Source organism: Mycobacterium cookii, from assembly GCF_010727945.1.
Taxonomy (GTDB): domain Bacteria; phylum Actinomycetota; class Actinomycetes; order Mycobacteriales; family Mycobacteriaceae; genus Mycobacterium; species Mycobacterium cookii.
On the sequence record NZ_AP022569.1, the window covers coordinates 2,639,126 to 2,661,885 of the forward strand.

Consider the following 22,760-nt stretch of genomic DNA (forward strand, 5'->3'; position numbering starts at 1 on the left):
TGCCCTTACTTGATCGCGATGGGATTCACCGGAGAACCCACCGCGCCGACAAATCTCAGTGGCGGTGCGATGAGCTGAAACTCATACACTCCGTCGGCGGCGCAATCCGCCGCCAACGCGTTGAGATCCCAGTACTCGCCGAGCATCAGCCCCATGTCCCGCAGGCACAGCATGTGCATGGGCAGCAATGTTCCCTGCACCCCGGATATCGGGTCCTCGACCATCAGGTTGTCGGCAGCCACCGCAGCGATGTCGTGGTCATGCAGCCAGGATGCGCACTGCCAGTCCAAACCCGAGCCAGGCTCGCCGCCGTCGCCCGTCTCCAAAAACCTTGCCCACCAACCAGTTCTGACTACAACGATGTCACCTCGGCCGACCGTGACCCCCTGCGCCCGAGCCACCTCATCCAACTCGGAAGGGGTGATCGGATTGCCCAGTTCGAGGAATGTCTCGACCCCGCGATGCCGCACCACGTCGAGCAGGACCCCGCGCGAGGTGATGCCCTTGCCGTCGACCTTGTCGATACCGCAGTGCAGCGCACCGAAGCTGGTCACCGAGTCGGCTGGAAAGCCGTTGTAGAGCTGGTCCTCGTAGTACACATGCGACAGCGCGTCCCACTGGGTGGCGCACTGCAGCGGCATGACGACCATGTCGTCGTTGAAGCGAAAGAGGTCGTCCTGGAAGTACCCCGCCATTTGTTGGGCGGCAGAGTTGGCGGACCAATCCAGACCGAACCGTGGCAGTGAACGCGCGTCGCCACCATCGACCGTCATCGTGTGAATGGGGTTGTGCCGGTATTTGAATGCGCCTTGCGGGCCCGATGAACCGAAGTCCACCCCCAAGGGAAACACCTTGCCGTGCTTGACCAGACTGGCTGCTTGGGCGACCTTGTCGGCGGTGATGAAGTTGAGGGTGCCGAGTTCGTCGTCGTCGCCCCACCTTCCCCAGTTGCGGACCTCGCCGGCGACTCGGCGGAAGTCGGTCAGGCCGGCCACAGGTTGCGGCCTTCCTCGAGTTCGCGTGCCGTCGCGGCGCCGAGATTGCCGCCGTCGACCCAGAGCACCTGGCCCGAGATGTAACTGGCGGCCTGGCTGTTCAAGAACACCAGAACGGCGGCCTGCTCTTCGGGATCGGAGACCCGGCCCAGCGGCTTGGGGATGTCGTCGAGAAAAGCCGGCCCGTAGGCGGAGCGCAGCTGATCGAGGATCGGGGTTTCGGTGACACCCGGCCCGGTGCAATTGATCCGGATCCCGTTGGCGCCCAGCGCCGCGGTGTTCTGCATGGTGTACAGAATGATCGCTTCTTTGGACAACCGGTAGCCCCCGTCGGCCAGGGCGTCGGGATGACGCTGACACCAGTCGATTCCGTCGGACATCGTGCGGGTGTCCAACAGACCGGCGACGAGCAGTTGATGCTCGCGATAGTCGCGCGCCGCCAGCGAGGAGACGCTGACGATGGACGACCCGGCCGGCATTTTGGTCAGCATCGCTTCGGTGACATGGCGCAGGCCGAGGAAGTTGATCGTGACGACGCGCAGCGGATCGCCGATCCCGGAGGACACGCCGGCGACGTTGAACAACGCGTCGACGGGTCCGCCGATCGCGGTGAGCGCGTTGTCGATGGACGCGGGGTCGGTGAGGTCGAGGGCGTGGAACTCCGCGACGTCAGCGCCCGGCGGCTGTTTGTCCAACCCGACGACGTCGGCGCCGAGCTCGGTGAGCTGCCGGACGAGGTGCGCGCCGATGCCCGACGCGCACCCGGTCACCACCACGCGGCGCCCGTCGTAACGCCACAGCTCGTCGATTTTTGCCAAGTGTCAAACGGCTTCCGGCATCAGGACTTCGCATCTTTCAGGCGCTGAGCGGCCTGAACACGGCCCTCGTTGATCTCGGCCATGGCCTCGGGAATCTCACTCGCGGTGAACTTGCCGCCGCGTCCGGTGGGCAGCCCGCCGAACGAGTAGTTCTCGTCGAACTTCGGCGCGACCGGTTCGGGCCGACGGGACTCCACCTTCTCGATGACCGGCGCCAGCCGTTTCGCCTTCTCGGCCACCGCCTTCTGGTCGCGCTCGATGAATTCGGGCAGCACCTCTTTGCCCATCAGCTCGATGGACTCCATCGTGCCCTCGTGGCTGCGCGGGTTGAGCAGCAGGATGATCTCGTCGACACCGCTCTCCTCGTAGCCGCGGAGGAATTCCCGGACGGTGGCCGGTGACCCGATCGCCCCGCGACCCGGACCGTAGGCCAGCGTCGGATCCTTTTCGCATTCTTCGAGATAACGCTTCCAGACCCCGGTGCGACCCGGTGTGTGCACACCGGTCAGGTAGTAATGCATGATCCCGAACGAGAAGAAGCCGCCGCCCATGCCGAGGCGCTGAATCGCCTGCTCGTCGGTCTTGGCGACCATCATCGACAGGTCGCCGCCGATGGCGAGGATGTTCGGGTTGATCGCCGGAGTGATGGGCACACCGCTCTCTTCGAACTCCTTGTAGTAGCCGTTCACCCGCTCGGTCAGCGGACCCGGACCGGTGTAGGCGAAACTCAGTGCGCCGATGCACTTCTGGGCGGCCATCTGTACCGAGGCCGGCCGGGTGCAGGCGACCCACACCGGCGGGTGTGGCTTCTGCAACGGCTTGGGGACGACGTTGCGGGCCGGCATCTCGATGTGCTCGCCCTTGAACCCGGTGAAGGGTTCCTCGATCATGCAGCGGATCGACACCTCCAGCGCCTCTTCCCACTGCGCGCGCTTGTCGGCGGGATCGATGTTGAAGCCGCCGAGTTCGCCGATCGAGGAGGACTCACCGGTGCCGAACTCCACTCGCCCGTCCGAGATCAGGTCGAGGGTGGCGATGCGCTCGGCGACCCGGGCGGGATGGTTGACCGCCGGCGGCAGGTGCATGATGCCGAAGCCCAGCCGGATGTCCTTGGTTCGCTGGCTGGCCCCGGCCAGGAAGATCTCCGGCGCGGTGGAATGACAGTACTCCTCCAGGAAGTGGTGCTCGGTCAGCCAGACGGTGGAGAAGCCGGCCTTGTCGGCGGCCTCGACCTCGTCGAGGCAGTCCTTGAGCAGGACATGCTCGTCGTCGTCCGACCACGGACGGGGCAGAGCGAATTCGTAGAACAGTGAGATTTTCAATGTGTACCTCCCGGAACAATTGAGTGAGTTGAGCTTTCGCTGACAAGGTGTCGGGCTGCGACGTAGCCGAAGGTCATGGCCGGCCCGATGGTTGCCCCGGCACCGGCGTAGCTGCGCCCCATCACCGGCGCGGAGGTGTTGCCCACGGCGTAGAGGCCGTGCACCACCGTGTCGTCGCTGCGCAATACCCGCGCGTGTTCGTCGGTGCGCAATCCACCCGAGGTGCCCAGATCGCCGAGGACCATCCGGAATGCGTAATAGGGCGGTTTGCCCAGCGGGTGCAGGTTGGGGTTGGGCAGGGTTGGGTCTCCATAGTAATTGTCGTAAACGCTGTCACCTCGGTTGAAATCGTCGTCGTGGCCGCCGGCCGCGAGCTCGTTGAAACGTGCTGCAGTGCTTCGAAGTTGCGCGGCCGGCACGTCGATTTTCGCCGCGAGCTCATCCCAGCTGTCGGCCGCTTTGACCACTCCGGACTCCAGCCAGGCTTTGGGCACTTTGCGCCCGGTCGGCACCGGGGCGCCGGGGATCTTCGGGATCGGCAGATGTCCGGCGACCACGTAGCGGTTGAACGACCTGTGGTCGGTGATGAGCCAGCACGGGATGTGGGTGACGCCGGACTTCTGGCCTTCGATCATCGCGTGACCGAAGTCCATGTAGGGCGCCGCCTCGTTGATGAACCGCTTGCCGGCGCCGTTGACGATGAACTGTGCCGGCATCATGCGTTCGTTGAGCATGAATTGCATTCGGCCGTCCGGCCATTGGATGGCCGGGAACCACCACGCCTCGTCGAGCAGATCGGTGTCGGCGCCCACCTGCTGGCCGGCGCGGATGCCGTCGCCGGTGGCCGCCGGGTTACCGAAGCTCCAGTCCTGGTCGACCTCGGGCAGGTGCTCTTTGCGCCAGGCCAGGTCGTGGTCGAATCCCCCGGTGGCCAGCACGACGCCTCTTCTGGCTTGGATACGTTGCGGTTGACCGTCTTTCACGACGACCGCGCCGGTGACGGCGCCGTCGGGACTGGTCAGCAGCTGCGTCATCGGCGCGTTCAGCCACAGCGGCACTCCACGATCCTTCATGGCCAGCCGCAGCCGCGCGGCCAGCGACTGCCCGATGGCCGCGATGCGTTCACCGAACACCCGCGCTCGCATCATCCGCCAGACCAGCTTGACCAGAACAGCTTTACCGGCCCACGATTGCCTGACCTGATAAAACGAGCGAAGCTCCTTGGGGCCCAGCCAGATTCCTCGCGGAGCCAGCGCCAGCGGGGTCAGCAGCAGCTGTTCGTCTTCGCCGAGTTTGCGCAGATCGATCGGCGGCACATTGATCGTGCTGCCCTGCTCGGAGCCGCCGGGCAGTTCGGGGTAGTAGTCGGCATAGCCGGGCTTCCAGACGAACTCGAACCACGGGCTGAGGTGTTCCAGGAATTCCATCATCTGCGGCGCCGCATCGACGTACTGCCGAATGCGCGCGTCGCTGACCAGGCCGCCGGTGATCTGCCGAATGTATTCGACGACATCGTCTGGCCGCAGTTCAAAGCCGGCTCGCCGCTGCGATGGCGCGCCGGGCACCCAGATGCCACCGCCGGACAGCGCCGTGGAACCGCCGAACTGGGGCGACTTTTCGACGACGAGGGTGTCCAGCCCGGAAGCGTCGGCGACCAGCGCCGCCGTCATTCCGCCTGCGCCGGAGCCGACGACCAGGACGTCGACGATCTTGTCCGAGTCTGTCACGCCTGCACCGCCGTCCGGACCGCGAAGCCGGCGATCAGTTCCGGCACCGGCCGGTAGTAGCGGACATCCGTCTGGTACGGCCCGGCCGCCGCCAGCGCCGCGAAAGCCGCGACCCAGGTGCGGATTTCGTGCGCGGAGTTACCGCCCTCCTTCGCGATGAAGGCGTTCGACCATTTGTCCAGCTCGTCGAGGTGCCCGCTGTCGAGGATGTCGAGGAATTGCTTGTCGAATTCCGGGTTGAGCGGCTGAAGGGCGCTGTCTCCGCTCGCGAAGCTCCTGGCCGCGTTCATCACCGCGGTCTGCCGCGCCTGCCGTCCCTCGGGGGTCATCGGCTTGCCGTGCACGATCCGCTCGACCACCGGCGGTGTCGCCGTCGCCAACGTCGGAACGGGCGGATCATGCGACAGGCCACCGGATCCCACCACCAGCACGCGCTTGCCCAATGTCGCCAGGTAGCTACCGACCGCCGTGCCGAGCGTCCGGCACCGGTGCAGCGGTCCCAGCGGCGTGGCGACGGAGTTGATGAAGATCGGGATCACCTGGCGGGCTGTCGCCTTGCCGAACAACATCTCCAACGGCTGCACGGTGCCGTGATCGACGTCCATGCTCGCCGAAATCGCGACGTCGACTCCGGCGGACAACACCGCCTTCGCGCAGGCAACAGCCGTGGCTTCGGGGACATCGAGCGGGCCTTTGTGGGTGCCGTAGTCACCGACGCCTTGCGCGTCGGTGCCGATGCAGAACGGAGGCATCAGCTTGTAGAAGAAGCCGTTGTAGTGATCGGGAGCAAAGATGACGACGACCTGCGGATCGAAGTCCGCGACGAAATCCCTTGCCTGGCCGAGCGCGCCGTCGATGTCATCAAGGAGGTCCTGCGACGGTCCGGGCAGATTCAGCAGCGGGCTGTGGGACATGCAGCACAGGGCGAGCGGCACGGTTTCCTCCCGGTGTCAAGGTGAGGACGTCGAAAAGCGACGCGCTCAGCTCCGGAGCGAGTTGGGCGATGGACGCACCCGCGATACAGCGATCGGGGCGCAGGAAAAGCACGGATTCCTTCTGGGTGTCGAACCAGGCCTTGATCTGCCCGGTGCGATCCCCGACGATCGTCACGTCCGGATCGTCGTGACCGGTCCACTGCAGTTGCGATTGCGGCCGCGCTGCGATGAACGTCGCGCCCAACTGCTGCCACTGCGCAAATGCTTTGTCGCCCAAGATTGCCCGCGGATTGTTGTTCCAGCACAGCACCGCGAACCATTCACCGAGGACGTCGTCGAGCAGGACGTTCTGCCGTTCCCGGGTGTCGACGGTGGGCTGGATGAACAACGTGCCCACCGGAGACGCCGGGTTGCGGGGCTGCGAGTGCACGACAGCACCCTGCTCGTAACGCGGCATCGGTTTGAACCGCATCTCGAGCACATATCGCTTGAGCGTCGGCACAATCGAGGCCGACCGGATCAGCGCATCGCGCACGCCGGCGACGCGGCGGTTGGTCGGCGAGATCACCCGGCCGACCAAGGTGGACAGGTCGATCATCGCCCGGGCGTGCTTGCGGCGTTCGACGTCATAGGTGTCCAGCAGCCGGTCGCCTGCGGCGCCGTTCACCACTGCCGCCAGCTTCCAGCCGAGATTCGCCGCATCGCGGATTCCGCTGTTGTAGCCCTGCCCCTGCCACACCGGCATCAGGTGCGCGGCGTCTCCGGCCAGCAGCATCCGCCCACGGCGGAACGCATCCGCGATGCGGGAGTGGTGAGTGTAAAGGCGATGCCGAATGACGTCGACGCGATCGGGATACGGCACGAACATGGCGAGCATGCGCTCCAGGAACGCGGGATCCTCAGCCTGCTCGTCGGTTTCGTCGGCGTGGATCATGAACTCGAACCGGCGGATACCGTGCGCGATCGAGATCGAGGCGTAGGGGCGCTGCGGGTCGGCGCCGACCTCGCTGTTGGGGTGTCCGAGTGGATCGTTGGCGATATCGACGACGAGCCACCGGGTGGGCGACGTGGTGCCGTCGAAGCTCACACCCATCAGCCGACGGGTCGCGCTGCGTCCACCGTCGCAGCCGACCAGGTAGCGGGCACGCACGGTGGACGTGCGCCCGTCGCTGCCGGCTTCGACGGTGACCGCGTCGGCGAATTCGCTGCAGGACACCATCGGATGGGCCCAGCGGACCTCGACGTGGTCGAACCGGTCCAAGCCACGGAGCAATTCGGCGTCGACGAGCGGCTGCACGAAGCCATTGCGCTTCGGCCACCCGAAACGCGCGTCGGGCGGGGCCATTTCGGCGAGCACCCGGCGTTTGGCGTCGACGAAACGCAGGATCTGATTGGGCACCGTGTGCGGCAGGATCTTGTCGACCAGACCGATCGCCTGGAAGGTGCGCAGCGACTCGTCATCGAGTCCGACGCCGCGGGGGTAGTCGATGAGCGATTCCCGCTCCTCGAGCACCAGCACGCCAACACCTTGCAGGCCAAGGATGTTCGCCAGCGTCAGACCCACTGGGCCGGCGCCGACGATCACGACGTCTGCATCGTAGACGTCGGCTTCGGCGCCATTGTGCCCAGCGGTCGCCATCAGCGGCCCAGCAAGAAGTCGATGTGCAGGCGGTCGAAGGTTTTGGCGTCCTCATACTGCGGCCAGTGCCCGCAACCGGGCATCACCTCGAACCGCGCACCGGGGATCATCGACGCGATCCGGCGGCCTTCGGTGACGTCGGCGGTCGGGTCGTCGCTGGTCCACAGCACCAGGGTGGGCGCGGTGATCGAGCCATAGTCGTTCGGACCCAACAGGTTACGAGCCCGGATCTCGGGGTCCTGCAACGCCATGATGTCACGCATCGCCGAGACGAAACCTGGTTGACGGTAGACCCGCTGCCGACTCGCGACCAGGTCGTCGTAATCCTTCGACTTGTCGGCCATCAACCACTTGATCCGCGCTTGAACGGTTTCCCAGTTCGGGTCTTCGGCGGCAGCCACCGACAACGTGATGATCCGCTTCATCACCTCGGGATCGGCCTGCGAACCGCCCGCGGTGTTGAGTACCAACCGGTCGACCTTGTCGGGGTGATCGACGGCGGCGCGGGACACCACCCAACCGCCGAGCGATTCGCCGGACAGGTGGGCGCGCTGCACACCGATCGCATCGAGAAAGGCGAGCAGATGATCGACGTAGTGGCTGATCTCCAGTGGGTGGCCAGGCTTGTCGGTGTAGCCGTGCCCCAGCATGTCGATCGACCACGTCGAGAAATGCTCGGCGTGCGCCTCGAGGTTGCGGACGTACGCCTCGGCGTGACCGCCGGAACCGTGCAGCAGGATCAGTGCCGGCTGGGCTAAATCACCCGCGTGCAGGTAACGGGTTCGCACACCGCCGGCGTCCAGGTAACCCTGCGTGAACGACACACCTTGCAGGTCACTCCACACGCTTTCGTGCTCGGCCACCGGTCCCTCTCTTGCCGTTCTGGCGGAAATCTTGTTCTCGTCTTCCACTAATGCTGTGTGCTAAAATCGCACACTGATGTGCATTATGTATAGAGCATCACGCTCGACGGGGTGTCTGTCAAGGCACGTCGGTGTCCCATTCACCGACCCGAGAACGGCGCGCTGACATGCGGGACGCACCGCCGAACACCGCACCCGGATCGCAGACGCTTGCCCGGGGACTGACCGCGCTACAACTGGTGGCCGATGCCCCCGCTGGGCTGACCGTCCAGCAGGTCGCCGACGGGATCGGCGTGCACCGGACGATCGCCTACCGTCTGCTGGCCACGCTGGCGCAGTTCCGATTCGTCGCCAAGGGCGAAGACGGCCGCTACCGGCCGGCTGCGGGTCTGGCGGTGCTCGGCGCGTCGTTCGATCGCAATGTCCGCCAGCTGAGCGTGCCGATCCTGCGCGCTCTGGCCGACGACCTGGGTACCACGGTGTCGTTGTTGGTCGCCGAGGGCGACCAACAGGTCGCGATCGCGGTGATCGTACCGACGCAGGTCGCCTATCAGTTGGCGTTCCACGAGGGCAGTCGGTATCCGCTGGACCGGGGCGCGGCGGGTATCGCGCTGCTGGCCAGCCTGCCCCCTCGGCCCGACGAGCGTGCCCTGGTGGTCAGCGCACGCGAGCAAGGCTGGGTGATCACCCACGGTGAGATCGAGCCGAACACCTACGGTTTGGCGGTCCCGGTGCATCGCGACCCGCCGTCTGCGCCGGCGTGCATCAACTTGATCTCGCATCGCGAAGACGTAGTCGTGCGCGGCAAGGACGCAGTCATCAAGGCGGCCAAGGAATTATCGGCCATTCTCAACTGACCCAGCCTGAGCTGACGCGAATAGGAAGGAAACTCTTATGCCTGCCTGGGACCACGACGTCGACGTCGTTGTGCTCGGTAGTGGCGGAGCCGCTCTCACGGCTGCCCTGACCGCCGCGACTAACGGTGCCTCGGTGGCGGTCTACGAGAAATCCGCGACGTTCGGTGGCACCACCGCGGTTTCGGGCGGCGTGGTGTGGATTCCGGCGCACGACCGCTCACCCGACGGCGAGCTGTCGGTCGCCGACGCGTTGAGTTATCTGCGCGCGCAGTCGCTGGGTTCGATGGACGACGCAATGGTCGACACCTTCGTTCGGACCGGCCCGGCGATGCTCGACTTCGTCGAGGCACACAGCCGCCTGCATTTCGAAATCGCCACCGGCTTTCCCGATTACAAGCCGGAACTGCCCGGCGGCCAGCCGGGTGGCGGCCGCTCGCTGACCGTGACTCCGGTCGACCTCAACCAACTCGGCGAGTGGCGGGACCGCATCACCGCGTTCCCCCAGGACTGGTCGAACGTCGGCTTCGACGCCGAGACCCGGGCCCGCCTGCATGCCGGGGCGGACGAAAACGCCGACCTCTGCGTGGCCGGCACGGCGCTGATCGCCGGCCTGCTGAAGGGGTTGCTGGACGCCGGGGTGACGCCGCAGACCAATGCCCGCGCGGTGGAACTGATCGCCGAAGACGGCGAGATCGTCGGGGTGCGAGTGGATTCGGACGGTCGGCAGTTGGCTGTGCGCGCCCGTCACGGCGTCATTCTGGGTACCGGCGGCTTTGAGTGGGATCCGGTGTTGGCCAACGCTTTTCTGCGTGGGCCGATGCACGGCGCCGTCTCGCCGCCGAACAACACCGGCGACGGCCTGCGGATGGCGATGGCCCACGGCGCCGACCTGGCCAATATGGGCGAAGCATGGTGGGTGCCGGTCGTGCAGATCCCCGGCGACACGATCGACGGGCATCCCCGCAGTCGCAGCGTGCGACTCGAGCGCACCCGCCCACGCTGCATCATCGTCAACCGGGCCGGGAAGCGATTCGTCAACGAGGCATGCGATTACAACTCGATGGCCGGTGCGTTTCACTACCTCGACCCGCGCGACGGCTACATCAACGACCCGGCCTGGATGGTGTTCGACTCGCTGCACCTGAAGCGCTACGGGTTCCTCGGTGTCGAGCCAGAGGGCCCCGTTCCCGACTGGTTCTGCAAGTCGGCGGACCTGCGCGAGCTGGCCGAGAAGACCGGCATCGCGATTGACGGGCTCACCCGCACCATCGAGGCCTGGAACCACCACGTCGAGGACGGCTCGGATCCTGACTTCGGCCGTGGCTCAAGCGCTTACGACGGCTACTGGGGAGACGACCGCGCGACCACGCTGGCCGGCAAGACACTCGGCCCGGTCGACACCGCGCCGTTCTACGCCGTTCCGATCTCGGTCGGCGCCATGGGAACCAAGGGCGGTCCACGCACCGACCGCGACGGGCGCGTGCTGCACGTCAGTGGCGCACCGATACCGGGCCTGTTCGCCGCCGGCAACGCGATGGGCGGCGTGACCGGACGCGCATATGGCGGTGCCGGCGGAACCCTGGGCCCGGCAATGGTTTTCGGCTACCGCGCTGGCCACGCCGCGGCGACCGGAAAGTCCGTCGACTAGAGGTTAGCGAACGCTTTCGCCAGATCGATTGTGCCGGTCTGGATTGCGCCGACGACCCCACCGTCGACGAGCAGATCGGTGCCGGTGACGAACGCCGCCGACGGACCCAGCAGGAATTCGGTGGCCGCCGCGATGTCTTCGGGCGTGCCGAGACGCCGCAGGCCGGAGTTGTCGACCATCGCGCGCATCATCGCGCCGGATTGGCCGCCCAACTCCAGTCGTCCCATCGCCGTGGAGATGATGCCGGGGCTGATGGAGTTGATCCGGGCACCGCGTTCACCCCAGGCCGCGGCCGCTGCGGCAACCCGAATTTGGTTGGCCCGCTTGGCGAATGGGTAAGCCGCCTGGCTGCTGGTGATGCCTGCGCACGCGTCCAGACCGAGCAGGTCTTCGGGGGGCACCGTAGCCAACTGCTGTTGAACCGCGGGGTCCAGCGTCGGCTGCATATGACCGGCCATGCTGGCAATCACCACACCGGCGCCGCCGGGCTCGATCACTTTGCCGAACTCGTCGATAGACAATGCGACACCCAGCAGGTCGACGGCCAGCACGGCCTCCGCCGACGCCTGCTCCGGCGACAGACCCGCGGTGTGCACGACCGCGGTGACTCGGCCCGCCGCCTGGGCCGTTTCGGCGACCGCGGCCACTGAGCTCCGCGAGGTGACGTCGACTTCGCGGGTCAGCACGTGATGACCGTCGTCGGTGAGCCCGCTCGCAGTGGCTTCCAGTCCCGCGGCGTTGATGTCGGCGAGCACAATCGTTTTCCCGGCACCGACGCGACGGGCGATCGATACGCCCATTCCACCGACACCGATGACGACCAGAACTTCGTTGTTCATGACTCTCCCCGATTCGACTAGCAGGGCCCAGCGCTCGCGGCGACGCGAGAATAGTATTCTCGCAGTGTGAGAGCGTGAATTGCAAGAAGGGAAACACTAATGCAGATCAGCGGGAGTTCAGCGATTGTCGTCGGCGGCGCAGGCGGTCTGGGCGAGGCCACAGTTCGCCGGCTGCATGCCGCGGGAGCCAAGGTGGTGATCGCCGACCTGGCCGACGACAAAGGCAACGCGCTCGCCGACGAGCTCGACGCCCGCTACGTCCGCACTGATGCGACGAACACCGACGATGTGAATGCAGCTTTGGCCGAGGCGGAATCACTTGGCCCGCTGCGCATCTCGGTGGACGCCCATGGCGGCCCGGCCAGCGGTGGCCGGTTGGTCGGCAAAGACGGCTCACCGCTCGACCTGGATGGCTTCAAGACGACGATCGACGTGTACCTGACCGGCGTCTTCAACGTGTTGCGGCTGGCCGCTGCCGCGATCGCCCGCCAGGAGCCGCTCGACGAGGGTGCCCGCGGCGTCATCATCAACACCGCATCGATCGCCGCCTACGAGGGCCAGATCGGCCAGTTGCCCTACGCGGCAGCCAAGGGCGGCGTCGTCGGCATGACACTGGTCGCGGCGCGCGACCTGTCCCCGCTCGGTATTCGCGTCGTCACCATCGCGCCCGGCACCTTCCTGACCCCGGCGTACGGCAAAGCGGGCGACCAGCTCGAGGCGTACTGGGGTCCGCAGGTTCCCTTCCCCAAGCGGATGGGACGGTCGAGCGAATACGGCGCCTTCGTGCAGAGCATCATCGAGAACGACTACCTCAACGGTGAGGTCATCCGGTTGGACGGCGCGCTGCGGTTCCCGCCGAAGTAACCGGCCCGGTCTGCGCGACGTCCGAATTGCCCTCCTCTGAGCGACAATTCGGTCGCGTGCCGGTTTACGTCAGTTCTTGCCGGCGTTGAACTTGGCGACGATGTTGCGGAAGTCCTCTGTCTGCATGGACTGGTTCTCCGCCGACAGCGCATAGTCGATCGTCGCCAGCACCGCGCGTTCGAGGTGAACGTTGAGCACCCGCTTGGTGCTCTCGACCGCCTGCTGCGGCAATTCGAGAATCTTCCTGGCGGCCTTGACCGCCTCGTCGAGCGGGTCGGCCACGGCGTGGTTGGCCAGGCCGAGCTCGACGGCCCGCGCAGCCGAGATGCGGGCACCGGTCAGTGCGTACTCCTTGGCCAACAGCAGGCTGATGTGCAGCGGCCAGGTCAGCGGTCCACCGTCGGCGGCCACCAGTCCGACCTGGACGTGCGGGTCGGCGAGATACGCGTCCTCGGCGATGTAGACGATGTCGCTCAGCGCGACCAGGCTGCAGCCCAGGCCGACCGCCGGCCCGTTGACCGCGGCCACCACCGGAATGCGGCAGCGCGCCATGCCCAGCACGATCTCGCGTCCATCCGCAATGGTCTTGGCCCGCAACGCCGCGTCGTTGGACAACTCTTCGAGATACTTGAAGTCACCGCCGGCTGAAAACGCCCGTCCCGCACCGGTTATCACCGCGGCGCGGGCACTGAGGTCGTCACTCATCCGCTGCCACAGCTTGGCCAGCCCATGATGCAAGTCGTCGTTGACCGAGTTGAGTGACTCGGGCCGATTCAGCGTGATGATCCGCAGCGGTCCGTCGGCTTGGACGTCGATTTCGGTCGGCATGCCATACATGTCAGGCTCCTTGTTTGATGGTCGTGACCCGCTTCACAGTCCCAATATTCGTGAGGCGATGATGTTCTTCTGGATCTGCGATGTCCCGCCCATCACGCTTTGCGCACGGCTGTAAAGGTAAGCGCTCAGCGAATTCGGGTCGTCGATGCCGCCCACGGCCAATGCCGCGTGCCCGACCGACTGCTCGACCCAGGTCATCAGCAGTTTGTCCAGCGACCCGTCCGAGGTATGTGTCACCCCGTCGAGCTGTTCGGACAGCCGCCGGCGGACATGGTGGGTCAGCATCTCGGTTTGCACTGCGGCCCAAGCGAGTTCCTCATCCGGCGGCCCATCAACCCGCGCGGCGAGCTGGCGGACGAGCTTCCCGTAGCGCGCGGCGTAGCCCAGCGTGGAGGGTTCGCGTTCGTGACCGACCACCGTCATCGCCAGCGGCCAGCCCTCGCCGGGGGCACCCACCATGTTCTCGGCCGGCACCAGCGCGCCGTCGAAGAGCACCTGACCGAATTCGGTGGTGACGCCGTTGATCATCTGCAGCGGACGCTGTTGCACGCCAGGCTGTTTCATCGGGATGATGAACGCCGAGATGCCGCGGTGGCGCTTGGCTTCCGGATCGGTGCGGGCCAACAGCAGACACCAGTCCGCGACGTCGGAGTAGCTGGTCCAGATCTTGTGGCCGTTGATGACGTAGTTGTCGCCTTCGCGGGTGGCGGTCGTGGTCAACGACGCGAGATCCGAACCGGCGCCGGGCTCGCTGAAGCCCTGACACCACCGCTCGGTGCCGTTGATCATTCCCGGCAGGAACCGGCCGCAGAGCTCCGTGCTGGCGTGCCGGCTCAGGCCGGCGACCAGGTAGCCGAGGCTGGGCCGCGGCGGGGCGGCCGCGCGGGCCAGTTCCTCGTCGAGGATGACGTCGTAGACCGGCGGCAGTTCCTGGCCGCCATATTCTTTCGGCCAGGACAGCCCGAAGAAGCCGCCCTCATACAACGCGCGGTGCCATTCCCCCGCCCGCGACCAGTACTCGTCGCCCGAGCTCGGAAAGTCCTTGGCGTGCAGCGCAAGCCAACCTCTCAGCCGCTCCCTGAACTCGGCTTCGTCGGCAGAATCACGGAAGTCCAACGTCGATCTCCTCCAGCTTGACGGGCCACAGTTGAGTCGAGGTCAGCGCGCGGCGCAGATATACGTGCGCGAGGCACTCCCAGGTGTTGCCGATGCCGCCGTGCACCTGGATCGCGGTTTCGCAGACCGTGCGCGCGGCGCGCGCGCAGTAGACCTTGGCGTACCGGCCGGCGCGGATGGCCTCGGCCGGCGACAGTTCGTCCACCGCCCACGCGGCGTGCCGCAAGATGCTGATCGACCCTTCGATCAGCGCCAGGCTTTCGGCGAGCAGATGCGCGATCGCCTGGTACGAGCCGATCGACTTGCCGTACTGCTCGCGGATTTTCGCATAGTCGCACGCCAAGGTGTGCGCGCCGCGGGCGGTGCCGACCAGGTCCGCCGACGTGGTGGCCAGCGCGAGCGCCAGCCACCGCTGCGCGGCGTTGGAGTCGACTTCGCCGACGGCCGAGGGCTTTCCGGCGAGATCAGCGGCGGCCCTGGTGAGGTCGACGACGTCGCGCGCGGAACCGATCTCGCTGGCCGACACGGTCGTACCGTCCAACGTCAATGCGCGTCGGAAGCCGCGAGAGTCGATCGCGTGTCCGTCTATTGCGATGGTCGAGCCGGTGCCGTCGCCGCCGACATGGCGGGCCAGGTCGTCGGCCAGCACCGGGCCGAGGAACGGCGCGTCGACCAATCCGCGGCCGAATTCCTCGGCAACGATGGCGACCTCCACCCCAGAGGCCTCGTCAGATCGCAGCGATCGCCAGCCCGTCGTATGAATCTGCTTGTCCAGCCGGGTGATTCGTGCGTCGTCGGCGAGCTCGGCTACCGATCCCGGCCCGAGGTCGTCGGCTAGTTTCGCCGCGGCGTCGCGCAGTTGTTGCTGTTCAGCTGTCAGACGTACATCCATAGCGCTCCTTGAGAACTCGGCGTAGCACCTTTCCGGAAGGCAGCCGAGGTATTTCGGGCACGAACTCGACACGGCTCAGACGTTTGTACGACGCAAGGCGCTCGCCCACCAGCGCCACCAGCTCAGTGGCCTCGACCGGTTGACGGGCCGCGACGGCAGCGACAACGGACTCGCCGTCGGCACCATTCGGGATTCCGAACACCGCGCAGTCGTCGACGGCGGGGTGGCTGTGCAGCACTGCCTCGACTTCGGCGGGCGCCACTTGGAAACCGCGGACCTTGATCATTTCCTTGAACCGGTCGGTGATCCGTAACCAGCCGCCGGCATCGAGATAGCCGACGTCGCCGGTCCGATACCAGTCGTCGGACATGACATCCCGGGTCGCCTCGCACGGCAGGTAACCGGCCATCAGCGAATCCGAGCGGGCCTGGATCTCGCCCACCTCACCGGGTCCGACGGGCTCGCCGGTCTGCAGCGACGTCACCCGGACGTCGACGCCGGGCACCGGCCGGCCGACCGAGTCGAGGCGGGCGCCGCCGATCGGATTACAGGCGATGACCGGCAACTCGGTAGTGCCGTACGCGGGCAACCAGCCGACACCGGTGCGCCGGGTGACGGTTTCGGCGATGCTGGCGCTGACCGGCGTCGCACCCCACACGATGAACCGCAGCGACGAGAGGTCGTAGGATTCCAGACCGGGATGCGAGGCGATGGCCAAAGCGATTGGCGCGACTGCCATCTCGACGGTGATGCGGTCGTCTTGGATGTGCGACAGCATCCGGTCGACGTCGAAACGGCGGTGCAGTCGCATCCACGCTCCCGCCTGCATCGCCGTCATGATGTTGAGCAAACCGAGGATGTGGGACGGCGGCGTGGCGATCTGAATCCGGTCGCGGGCGGTCAATTTCAGCGCGCCGCGCCAGTTCCGGACGGCAGCCTGTAGCGACTTGTGGCTGTGCCGAACGGCTTTCGGCAGGCCCGTCGTACCGGAGCTGAACGCCAGCACCGCGTCGGCGTCCGGCCTCGGCGTCGAACCCGGCACCGGATTCCCCGGCGAAATGGGTTCATCGAGGTTCAGCATCGGCATGAGTTCCGACAACACCGCCTGGTCGCCGACGGCGTGCGACGGGTCCGTCACCGCCAGCGCGTGCTCGACCTCGGCCCGCTTCCAGGCCGGGCTGATCAGCACCGCCGCGGCGGCCAACCGCCAGATGGCGTGCAGCGCGACGACGAATTCCGGGCGATTGGATGTCATCAACGCGACCCGCCCGCCGGCCGTCACACCGTGCTCGGACAGACGCGCCGCCAGACCGTCGGCAAGCGCGTTGAGCTCGGCCAAGGTGTAGGACTGGTCCTCGAACGCAAGCACGGTCGGCTCAGCGAGCTTCGACAACGGGCTAAGCGGCAGCGAGGACAATTGAGAACATCCTATCGTTTTGAGAGAATAGTATTCTCTGAAGCGAAGAACGCAAAGTGTGGAAGGTGCAGGAATGGCGGACCGCCACGTGTTTCACCGGGCCACGGTGACCCGGATCATCAAAGAAACCGCGGACAGCCGCACGTATGTGCTCGCCCCCGAGGAGCAGCCGTTCCACTATCGCGCCGGGCAGTTCTGCACGTTCAAAGTGACCGTCGACGGCGAGGAGCTGTACCGCTCCTATTCGATGTCAAGCGCACCGGAGACCGACGCCGAAGTGACGACGACGGTCAAGCGGGTCAACGGCGGCAGAGTCTCGAACTGGATCGTCGACAACGTGGTCGAGGGCGACCAACTGACCATGACCCGGGCCGCGGGAACCTTTGTGCTGAGCCAGAATTCAGCCCCGTTGCTGGCCTTCGCCGGTGGCAGCGGCGTCACACCGATCCTGTCGCTGGTCAAGAGCGCGCTGGCGACCACGGACCGGTCGGTCCGAATTCTGACCGCCGACCGCGATCGGGCCTCGGTGATCTTCGAGACCACGATCGACGACCTGGCAGCGCAGTACCCCGGCCGGTTGACGGTCGACCGCCGTCTCGACGACCAGCACGGGCTGCTGGACGCGGCCGCCGTCGAGAAGTTCGTCGGCACCGACACCGACGCCGACTGCTATGTGTGCGGCCCGGAGGGCTTCATGACCGTGGTGCGGGCTGCCCTGCCCACCTCCATGCGGGTGCTCGTCGAAGACTTCGACGCATCGCCTCCGGTCAAGGCGCCCGCACCGGTTGTCTCCGAAGCCGCCGGCGACGTCGATGCGGGTGGCACCGTGACGATCCGTCTGGAGCGCAAGAAGGCATCGGTACCGCGAGTGCCGGGCGAGACGCTGCTGGAGAGCGCGCGGCGCGCCGGCCTGTCCCCGCCGTTCAGTTGCGAGGCCGGCAATTGCGGGACGTGCATGGCCAAACTGATCGACGGCGCCGCCACCATGCGGACCAACGACGTGCTGGAAGACGACGAGATCGCCGACGGCTACATTTTGACCTGTCAGGCCGTGCCCGATACCCCGTCGATCACCGTGCTGTACGAGTAGGGAATGGAATGCGGCTTTCCGGGGCTGAACAGCACTATCCGACCGGAAGGGATCCACAACCATGACCGATCTGCCCGCCTTCGCTGCGCTGCTCGCCAAAGAACAGGGACTCGTCGTATTCACCACGCTGCGTAGCGACGGCAGCGCTCAGTCATCGGTCGTCAACGCGGGGGTCTCGACCCATCCGCTGACGGGCGAACCGGTCGTCGCACTGGTGGCGATCGGCGGCGCCCGGAAGCTGGCCCACCTGCGCGCCGATCCGCGGACCACCGTCACGGCACGCGCGGGGTGGCAGTGGGCCACCGTCGAGGGACGGGCGCAACTGATCGGGCCCGACGATCCGCACGCGGGGGTCGATGACGAACGACTCCGGTTGCTGCTGCGGGAAATCTTCACCGCGGCCGGCGGCACCCACGACGACTGGGACACCTACGACCAAGTGATGCGCGACGAGCGTCGCACCGCTGTGCTGATCTCGCCGACCCGCGTCTACACCAATCCGCAGCGGGGCTAACGCTTCGAGTGCCGGGCCGATCAGCGCAGCTGGGCGCCGAGATCGGCGATGACCTCGCGGGTGCGTCGCTTGGATGCGACCAGCTCGTCGCGGGTCTCGCCGATCGGCAACAGCCGCACCGACAGGTCGGTCACACCGGCGTCGGCGAACCGCCGCATCCGCGTCAGGATGGCCTCCTCGTCGCCGGCCGCGCAGATGTCGCCGACATCGCGCGCGTCACCATAGTCCAGCAGCCGCTGGTAGTTCGGCGACACCTCGGCTTCACCCAGGATCCTATTCGCGCGTTCTTTGGCTGCGTCGACTTCGCTTGCCGCACAGAGACACACGGGTATCCCGGCGACGATTCGCGGCGCAGGCCGGCCGGCGTTGTCGGCGGCTTTGGTGATCCGCGGCACCACATGCTCGGCGACTGATCGCTCGTCGGCCATCCACAGCACGGTGCCGTCGGCATGCTCGCCGGCCAGGGCCAGCATCACCGGTCCGAGTGCCGCGACGAATACGGGCAGCGGTGCCACCGGGGCGAGATCGTTCGGGTTGTGCACTGTGAAGTGTTCGTTCTCGACGTCGATCTGGCCGGGCCCGGCGAACGCGGCGCGCAGAACCTCCAGATAGTCGCGGGTGTAAGCGGCGGGCTTCTCGTAAGGCAGCCCGAGCATGTCCTGGATGATCCAGTGGTGCGACGGCCCGACGCCCAACGCGAGTCGACCTCCGGTGGCGGCATGGGTCGACAAAGCCTGACGGGCCAACGCAACCGGGTGCTGCAACTGCAATGGCACGACGGCGGTGCCGAGTTCGATGCGGGTGGTGCGGGTGCCCATCAGCGCGACAGCCAGTAGCGCGTCGAAGTCGTTGGGCACCTGAGGAATCCACGCGGTATCCATACCTGCGGCCTCGGCCCATTCGATATCGGCCAGCAGTTTGGTGACCTTGCGCGCCGAATCGCCCCGCTCGGCACCGATCATCACTCCGAGACGCACGGAACCCTCCAAAGTATCGTTATCGCTGTTCGATAACGTACTTCTAAAAAACGAGAATGCCAATACCGCAGCCTCTGACCTGCAGAGATCAACTACTTCCGGCAGACGAGCTCGCCGGCTGGGATGGCGAACCAGCCATCGGGCGCCGCGGCCCACTCCCGCCACGCCGCTGAGATTTCCTCGAGTTCCGCGGGGGTCGCGAGCCCCGAGTCGAGCAACTGTCGAGTCAAGGCCGACTCGACGATCCGGTCCGCCCACATCCCGCCCCACCAGTCGCGGTCCTCCGGCGTCGCGAAACACCACAGGCTGCCCGTGGGCGCGATGTCGTCGAACCCGGCCTGCTGCGCCCAGGACAACAGTCGCCGCCCGGCGTCGGGCTCGCCGCCGTTGGCCCGCGCCGCCGTGACGTACAGCGTCATCCAGCGGTCCAGCGCCGGCAACTGCGGGAACCAGATGAAGCCCGCATAGTCGGAGTCCCGCACCCCGACCACGCCGCCCGGTTTACACACTCGCCGCATCTCCCGGAGCGCCTGCACCGGGTCGCCGACGTGCTGGAGCACCTGGTGGGCGTGCACGACATCGAAGGTGTCGTCGGGAAAGTCGAGTGCGTGCACATCGGACGTCGCGAAGACGATGTTCGACTGTCCACGAGCCTGCGCTTCGGCGCGCGCCAAATCCAACGCATCGTCGGTCATTTCGACGGCGGTGACCCGGCCGGGCGCGACCCGCGCAGCAAGGTCGGCGGTGATGGTTCCGGGCCCACAGCCCACGTCGAGCAGTGACATCCCCGGTCGCACGTGCGCCAGGAGGTAGCCGGCGGAGTTCTCGGCGGTGCGCCGCCGGTGTGCGCGCAGTACCGATTCGTGATGCCCGTGGGTGTAGACCGCTTGCCGCTTACCTGCCATAGCAACAGATTACGGCGACTGTTTCATAATACGAAACAGAAGTCTCATATTTTGAGACAGATTAATCGACTGGGACGTCGAGGATCGGCCGTTGCGTTCCGGAGCCGGGCCCGTCGAAATGCCACCACTCACCGGAGTACACCGACAGACCGCCGGCGCTCATTGCGTCGCGCAGTCGGCGCCGGTTCGTTTGCTGACCGGTGCTAACCCCGTCGGTGGCGAAAGCCGTTGCCCGCGGCGAGAAGTCGTCGAAGTCGGTGCCCATGTCGACGAGGCAGCGCGGACACTGCTCGGCCGTATTGCCCATCGTCACATCGACCGAACGCCCCGACTCGTGACTCTTCGCATAGTTGCCGGGCTTTGCCACCCACGCTGGGTTCGGCACGACGTTGAACATCTTGACCTGCACGTCGTGCGGCCGATAGCAGTCCCAGAAGACCAGAAAGTCTCCCGTCGCCGCCAGCGCCTTGGCGGCCGACGCGAGCCCATGTGCCATGGATTCGTGCACCAGGCAGCGGGCGTCGGCGGGATACAGCTGGACGTGGGTGAAATTGTTCGTCGTCGCATAGCGCAGATCGATCAGCGCGTTGGGGACCACCGAGCGGACGTCGACGAATCCCGCGGCACGTGCTTGAGCACTCAGCGGCGGGACGTCTGCGTAGGCACGGGCGGCGCCGCCGACGATGACGAGAAGCAGAGCAACAAGAAAACGAGCAACGGCCATAGACCTCAGTCTGCCGTCAACGGGCGTGTTTTCAGCTCCAGTCGATGGCGGCCGCACGCTCCCGCACGTCCTCGACCCTGGCCGCGACGTGACTGGCCACCGCGCGCAACTCGTGTTCCATCGTCTTGGCCAGCGATTCGGCTTCGGCCACGATCTGCTTGAGCAGGTCCCGGTGGTCTTCGATCATCGTGATGGTCGCGTTCCTGATGGCCACCACCGCCGAACCTCGCGCCTCCGACGGCGAGAAACCGCCGGACAGCAACGGAGGGAGGGTCTGGCGCTCGAAATCTGTCATGTCGCGGGACAGGTGGACGTTGAAGGTCGCGCGGTACGGATCCCGATCGTCGAATTCGACACTGCATATCTTGAGTGGGTCCATCAGCTGTTCCTTCTGCCGACGGGGGCGGCCCGCGCCCGCGTCGACGCCGAATTACATGTCTGTAGTTTACCTAGGTTTTCCGGTTCGCGCGAAGACCGCATTTATGCTGACGGGGCCGCCAAAGGAGGTCGTATGACCGTCGGTACCGCTCCCCGCAGGATTTTCGACGCCGATCTTCCGACGCTGAGCTACAGCCCCGACGAGTCGCCCGCCGAGGTGTATCCCCGCTTCCAGGCAGCTCAACGGCAGGCGCCTGTCGCGATCGGGCCGATCGGACCCGAAGTGCTGTCCTATCACCTCGTGCGGTCCGTGCTGCGGGACGACCGGTTCCAGATCCCGCCCGGCATCGTCTTGCAGGCACAGGGCGTTACCTCGGGTCCGTTGTGGGACAAGGTCGTCAACAGCCTGCTGTGCGTGGAGGGTGAGACACATCGCCGGTTACGCGGTCTGTGCTCCAAGGCGTTCACCCCGCGGACCGTTGCGCGCTTGCACGAGGCGATGGTCGGAGTGATGAACGATCTCGTCGACGAGGTCGTCGACGCCGGGCGCTGCGATGTGGTCGCCGACCTCGCGCGGCCTTACCCCGTCCCCATCATCTGCGCGTTGCTCGGCGCGCCTCGCGAAGACTGGCAACAGTTCTCGTCGTGGGCGGACGACATCTTCAAGGCCTTCAGCTTCACCGCCGACATTCGCCAACTCGAGCCCGTCGTCATGCGGGCCTGGCTTGAGCTCGACGACTACGTCGACGACATGGTCGCGCACCGCCGGCACAACCTGACCGACGACCTGCTCTCCGATCTGATTCGCGCCGAGGACGACGGGGATCGTCTCGATGCCGCCGAATTGCGCATGCTCGCGGGCGGTCTGCTGTTGGCGGGCACCGACACCACCCGCAACCAGGTGGCCGCCTCGGTGCAGGTGCTCTGCGAACACCCGGATCAGTGGGAGTTGCTCAGAGCGCATCCCGACCTGGCCATGCAGGCGGTGGAAGAGACGATGCGCCACTCTCCGATCGCCGGCGGGACACTGCGACTCGTGGTCGACGACGTCGAACTCGGCGGCTACATCTTCCCGGCGGGCACCATGGTGCTGGTCAACACCGCGGCGGCCAACCGGGATCCGACCGTCTACGACAACCCGGATCGCGTCGACATCACCCGCGAGGGGGCGCCGGCCATATTGACCTTCGGCGGAGGCGTGCACTACTGCCTGGGCGCCAATCTGGCCCGGCGTGAGATCGCCGAGGCGCTGAATGTGCTGACGGCTCGACTGCGCAACCCGCGGCGTGCGGGACCAGCGCCGTGGAAACCCGTCGTGAGCCTGAGCGGGCCGTTGACGCTGCCCATCGAATTCGACTAGCTCGCGGAGTTCTCGCCTACACCAATGTATTTCGACCAATCAT

22 protein-coding genes are annotated in these 22,760 nt (G+C 66.3%); 6 read left to right on the forward strand and 16 right to left on the reverse strand.

What is annotated here, in order from left to right; genetic code table 11:
- Positions 1 to 5: 5 nt before the first annotated feature.
- From G6N27_RS12385 to G6N27_RS12415, 7 genes are read right to left on the reverse strand one after another with little or no spacing between them, the layout of a single operon-like run.
- Positions 6 to 995 carry a cyclase family protein gene (locus G6N27_RS12385; protein ID WP_163776593.1) on the reverse strand — a complete coding sequence of 330 codons (990 nt, stop codon included), beginning with the start codon at positions 993 to 995 and terminating at the stop codon, positions 6 to 8.
- On the reverse strand, positions 983 to 1,813 hold the full coding sequence (locus G6N27_RS12390) for a coniferyl-alcohol dehydrogenase (protein WP_163776594.1): 831 nt from the start codon (positions 1,811 to 1,813) through the stop codon (positions 983 to 985). Before G6N27_RS12390 ends, G6N27_RS12385 begins: the two co-directional genes overlap by 13 nt.
- A gap of 20 nt (positions 1,814 to 1,833) precedes the next feature.
- Positions 1,834 to 3,135 (reverse strand): LLM class flavin-dependent oxidoreductase, encoded by a 1,302-nt coding sequence (locus tag G6N27_RS12395; protein ID WP_163776595.1) that lies wholly within the window; start codon positions 3,133 to 3,135, stop codon positions 1,834 to 1,836.
- Entirely contained in the window at positions 3,132 to 4,862 is a 1,731-nt protein-coding gene (locus G6N27_RS12400) for an FAD-binding protein (RefSeq protein ID WP_163776596.1), read from the reverse strand. Before G6N27_RS12400 ends, G6N27_RS12395 begins: the two co-directional genes overlap by 4 nt.
- Positions 4,859 to 5,776, reverse strand: coding sequence for a 3-carboxyethylcatechol 2,3-dioxygenase (locus G6N27_RS12405; protein ID WP_232064976.1), 918 nt, complete (start codon positions 5,774 to 5,776; stop codon positions 4,859 to 4,861). Before G6N27_RS12405 ends, G6N27_RS12400 begins: the two co-directional genes overlap by 4 nt.
- Positions 5,724 to 7,436 (reverse strand): bifunctional 3-(3-hydroxy-phenyl)propionate/3-hydroxycinnamic acid hydroxylase, encoded by a 1,713-nt coding sequence (locus tag G6N27_RS12410; RefSeq protein WP_163776598.1) that lies wholly within the window; start codon positions 7,434 to 7,436, stop codon positions 5,724 to 5,726. Before G6N27_RS12410 ends, G6N27_RS12405 begins: the two co-directional genes overlap by 53 nt.
- Positions 7,436 to 8,299 (reverse strand): alpha/beta fold hydrolase, encoded by an 864-nt coding sequence (locus tag G6N27_RS12415; RefSeq protein ID WP_163776599.1) that lies wholly within the window; start codon positions 8,297 to 8,299, stop codon positions 7,436 to 7,438. The genes G6N27_RS12410 and G6N27_RS12415 overlap by 1 nt, the downstream gene beginning before the upstream one ends.
- 167 nt (positions 8,300 to 8,466) lie before the next feature.
- Between G6N27_RS12415 and G6N27_RS12420 the strand changes: the two genes are divergently transcribed.
- Together G6N27_RS12420 and G6N27_RS12425 are read left to right on the forward strand one after the other, a co-directional pair.
- Positions 8,467 to 9,156, forward strand: a complete 690-nt coding sequence (locus G6N27_RS12420) for an IclR family transcriptional regulator (protein ID WP_163776600.1) — start codon at positions 8,467 to 8,469, stop codon at positions 9,154 to 9,156.
- 37 nt (positions 9,157 to 9,193) lie between these two features.
- Positions 9,194 to 10,804 carry an FAD-dependent oxidoreductase gene (locus G6N27_RS12425; RefSeq protein ID WP_163776601.1) on the forward strand — a complete coding sequence of 537 codons (1,611 nt, stop codon included), beginning with the start codon at positions 9,194 to 9,196 and terminating at the stop codon, positions 10,802 to 10,804.
- On the opposite strand, the gene G6N27_RS12430 is transcribed toward G6N27_RS12425, so the two are convergent.
- Positions 10,801 to 11,643, reverse strand: coding sequence for an SDR family oxidoreductase (locus G6N27_RS12430; protein WP_163776602.1), 843 nt, complete (start codon positions 11,641 to 11,643; stop codon positions 10,801 to 10,803). The two genes, G6N27_RS12425 and G6N27_RS12430, sit on opposite strands and share 4 nt — an antisense overlap.
- 99 nt (positions 11,644 to 11,742) lie before the next feature.
- Here G6N27_RS12430 and G6N27_RS12435 point away from each other — a divergent pair, with 99 nt between their 5' ends.
- On the forward strand, positions 11,743 to 12,507 hold the full coding sequence (locus G6N27_RS12435; protein WP_163776603.1) for an SDR family NAD(P)-dependent oxidoreductase: 765 nt from the start codon (positions 11,743 to 11,745) through the stop codon (positions 12,505 to 12,507).
- Positions 12,508 to 12,576: 69 nt separating this feature from the next.
- Here the strand turns inward: G6N27_RS12435 and G6N27_RS12440 are convergent, their stop codons facing one another.
- Genes G6N27_RS12440 through G6N27_RS12455 form a run of 4 tightly spaced genes read right to left on the reverse strand, consistent with a single transcriptional unit; the run spans position 12,577 to position 16,760 of the window.
- A complete protein-coding gene (locus tag G6N27_RS12440) occupies positions 12,577 to 13,344 on the reverse strand; it encodes an enoyl-CoA hydratase/isomerase family protein (RefSeq protein WP_163776604.1) in 768 nt (255 codons plus the stop codon).
- Between the two features lie 33 nt (positions 13,345 to 13,377).
- Positions 13,378 to 14,460: an acyl-CoA dehydrogenase family protein gene (locus G6N27_RS12445; protein WP_163776605.1), complete on the reverse strand. Its 1,083-nt coding sequence runs from the start codon at positions 14,458 to 14,460 to the stop codon at positions 13,378 to 13,380.
- Entirely contained in the window at positions 14,447 to 15,352 is a 906-nt protein-coding gene (locus G6N27_RS12450) for an acyl-CoA dehydrogenase family protein (RefSeq protein WP_163776606.1), read from the reverse strand. Before G6N27_RS12450 ends, G6N27_RS12445 begins: the two co-directional genes overlap by 14 nt.
- Positions 15,330 to 16,760: a class I adenylate-forming enzyme family protein gene (locus G6N27_RS12455; RefSeq protein ID WP_232065074.1), complete on the reverse strand. Its 1,431-nt coding sequence runs from the start codon at positions 16,758 to 16,760 to the stop codon at positions 15,330 to 15,332. The genes G6N27_RS12450 and G6N27_RS12455 overlap by 23 nt, the downstream gene beginning before the upstream one ends.
- An 82-nt stretch (positions 16,761 to 16,842) precedes the next feature.
- On the opposite strand from G6N27_RS12455, the gene G6N27_RS12460 reads away from it, so the two are divergent.
- Together G6N27_RS12460 and G6N27_RS12465 are read left to right on the forward strand one after the other, a co-directional pair.
- Positions 16,843 to 17,859, forward strand: coding sequence for a ferredoxin--NADP reductase (locus G6N27_RS12460; RefSeq protein WP_163776607.1), 1,017 nt, complete (start codon positions 16,843 to 16,845; stop codon positions 17,857 to 17,859).
- A 61-nt stretch (positions 17,860 to 17,920) separates the two neighbouring features.
- Positions 17,921 to 18,373 carry a TIGR03618 family F420-dependent PPOX class oxidoreductase gene (locus tag G6N27_RS12465; protein ID WP_163776608.1) on the forward strand — a complete coding sequence of 151 codons (453 nt, stop codon included), beginning with the start codon at positions 17,921 to 17,923 and terminating at the stop codon, positions 18,371 to 18,373.
- Between the two features lie 20 nt (positions 18,374 to 18,393).
- Here G6N27_RS12465 and G6N27_RS12470 read toward each other — a convergent pair whose 3' ends face one another.
- The 4 genes from G6N27_RS12470 to G6N27_RS12485 form a co-directional block, all read right to left on the reverse strand.
- Positions 18,394 to 19,350, reverse strand: a complete 957-nt coding sequence (locus G6N27_RS12470) for an LLM class F420-dependent oxidoreductase (RefSeq protein ID WP_163776609.1) — start codon at positions 19,348 to 19,350, stop codon at positions 18,394 to 18,396.
- Positions 19,351 to 19,442: 92 nt separating this feature from the next.
- Positions 19,443 to 20,255, reverse strand: a complete 813-nt coding sequence (locus G6N27_RS12475) for a class I SAM-dependent methyltransferase (protein ID WP_163776610.1) — start codon at positions 20,253 to 20,255, stop codon at positions 19,443 to 19,445.
- Positions 20,256 to 20,316: 61 nt separating this feature from the next.
- Entirely contained in the window at positions 20,317 to 20,979 is a 663-nt protein-coding gene (locus tag G6N27_RS12480) for a M15 family metallopeptidase (RefSeq protein WP_163776611.1), read from the reverse strand.
- Between the two features lie 31 nt (positions 20,980 to 21,010).
- Positions 21,011 to 21,358 carry a hypothetical protein gene (locus G6N27_RS12485; protein ID WP_163776612.1) on the reverse strand — a complete coding sequence of 116 codons (348 nt, stop codon included), beginning with the start codon at positions 21,356 to 21,358 and terminating at the stop codon, positions 21,011 to 21,013.
- A 132-nt stretch (positions 21,359 to 21,490) separates the two neighbouring features.
- Here G6N27_RS12485 and G6N27_RS12490 point away from each other — a divergent pair, with 132 nt between their 5' ends.
- A complete protein-coding gene (locus G6N27_RS12490) occupies positions 21,491 to 22,717 on the forward strand; it encodes a cytochrome P450 (protein WP_163776613.1) in 1,227 nt (408 codons plus the stop codon).
- Positions 22,718 to 22,760: the final 43 nt, after the last annotated feature.

What these genes read in the sequence shown, in the direction of transcription:
- G6N27_RS12410 (WP_163776598.1), bottom strand. Translation starts at nt 7,436, where the DNA reads ATGGCGACCGCTGGGCACAATGGCGCCGAAGCCGACGTCTACGATGCA.
- G6N27_RS12425 (WP_163776601.1), top strand. Translation starts at nt 9,194, where the DNA reads ATGCCTGCCTGGGACCACGACGTCGACGTCGTTGTGCTCGGTAGTGGC.
- G6N27_RS12405 (WP_232064976.1), bottom strand. Translation starts at nt 5,776, where the DNA reads ATGTCCCACAGCCCGCTGCTGAATCTGCCCGGACCGTCGCAGGACCTC.
- G6N27_RS12475 (WP_163776610.1), bottom strand. Translation starts at nt 20,255, where the DNA reads ATGGCAGGTAAGCGGCAAGCGGTCTACACCCACGGGCATCACGAATCG.
- G6N27_RS12450 (WP_163776606.1), bottom strand. Translation starts at nt 15,352, where the DNA reads ATGGATGTACGTCTGACAGCTGAACAGCAACAACTGCGCGACGCCGCG.
- G6N27_RS12420 (WP_163776600.1), top strand. Translation starts at nt 8,467, where the DNA reads ATGCGGGACGCACCGCCGAACACCGCACCCGGATCGCAGACGCTTGCC.
- G6N27_RS12480 (WP_163776611.1), bottom strand. Translation starts at nt 20,979, where the DNA reads ATGGCCGTTGCTCGTTTTCTTGTTGCTCTGCTTCTCGTCATCGTCGGC.
- G6N27_RS12440 (WP_163776604.1), bottom strand. Translation starts at nt 13,344, where the DNA reads ATGTATGGCATGCCGACCGAAATCGACGTCCAAGCCGACGGACCGCTG.
- G6N27_RS12460 (WP_163776607.1), top strand. Translation starts at nt 16,843, where the DNA reads ATGGCGGACCGCCACGTGTTTCACCGGGCCACGGTGACCCGGATCATC.
- G6N27_RS12465 (WP_163776608.1), top strand. Translation starts at nt 17,921, where the DNA reads ATGACCGATCTGCCCGCCTTCGCTGCGCTGCTCGCCAAAGAACAGGGA.
- G6N27_RS12485 (WP_163776612.1), bottom strand. Translation starts at nt 21,358, where the DNA reads ATGGACCCACTCAAGATATGCAGTGTCGAATTCGACGATCGGGATCCG.
- G6N27_RS12435 (WP_163776603.1), top strand. Translation starts at nt 11,743, where the DNA reads ATGCAGATCAGCGGGAGTTCAGCGATTGTCGTCGGCGGCGCAGGCGGT.
- G6N27_RS12430 (WP_163776602.1), bottom strand. Translation starts at nt 11,643, where the DNA reads ATGAACAACGAAGTTCTGGTCGTCATCGGTGTCGGTGGAATGGGCGTA.
- G6N27_RS12490 (WP_163776613.1), top strand. Translation starts at nt 21,491, where the DNA reads ATGACCGTCGGTACCGCTCCCCGCAGGATTTTCGACGCCGATCTTCCG.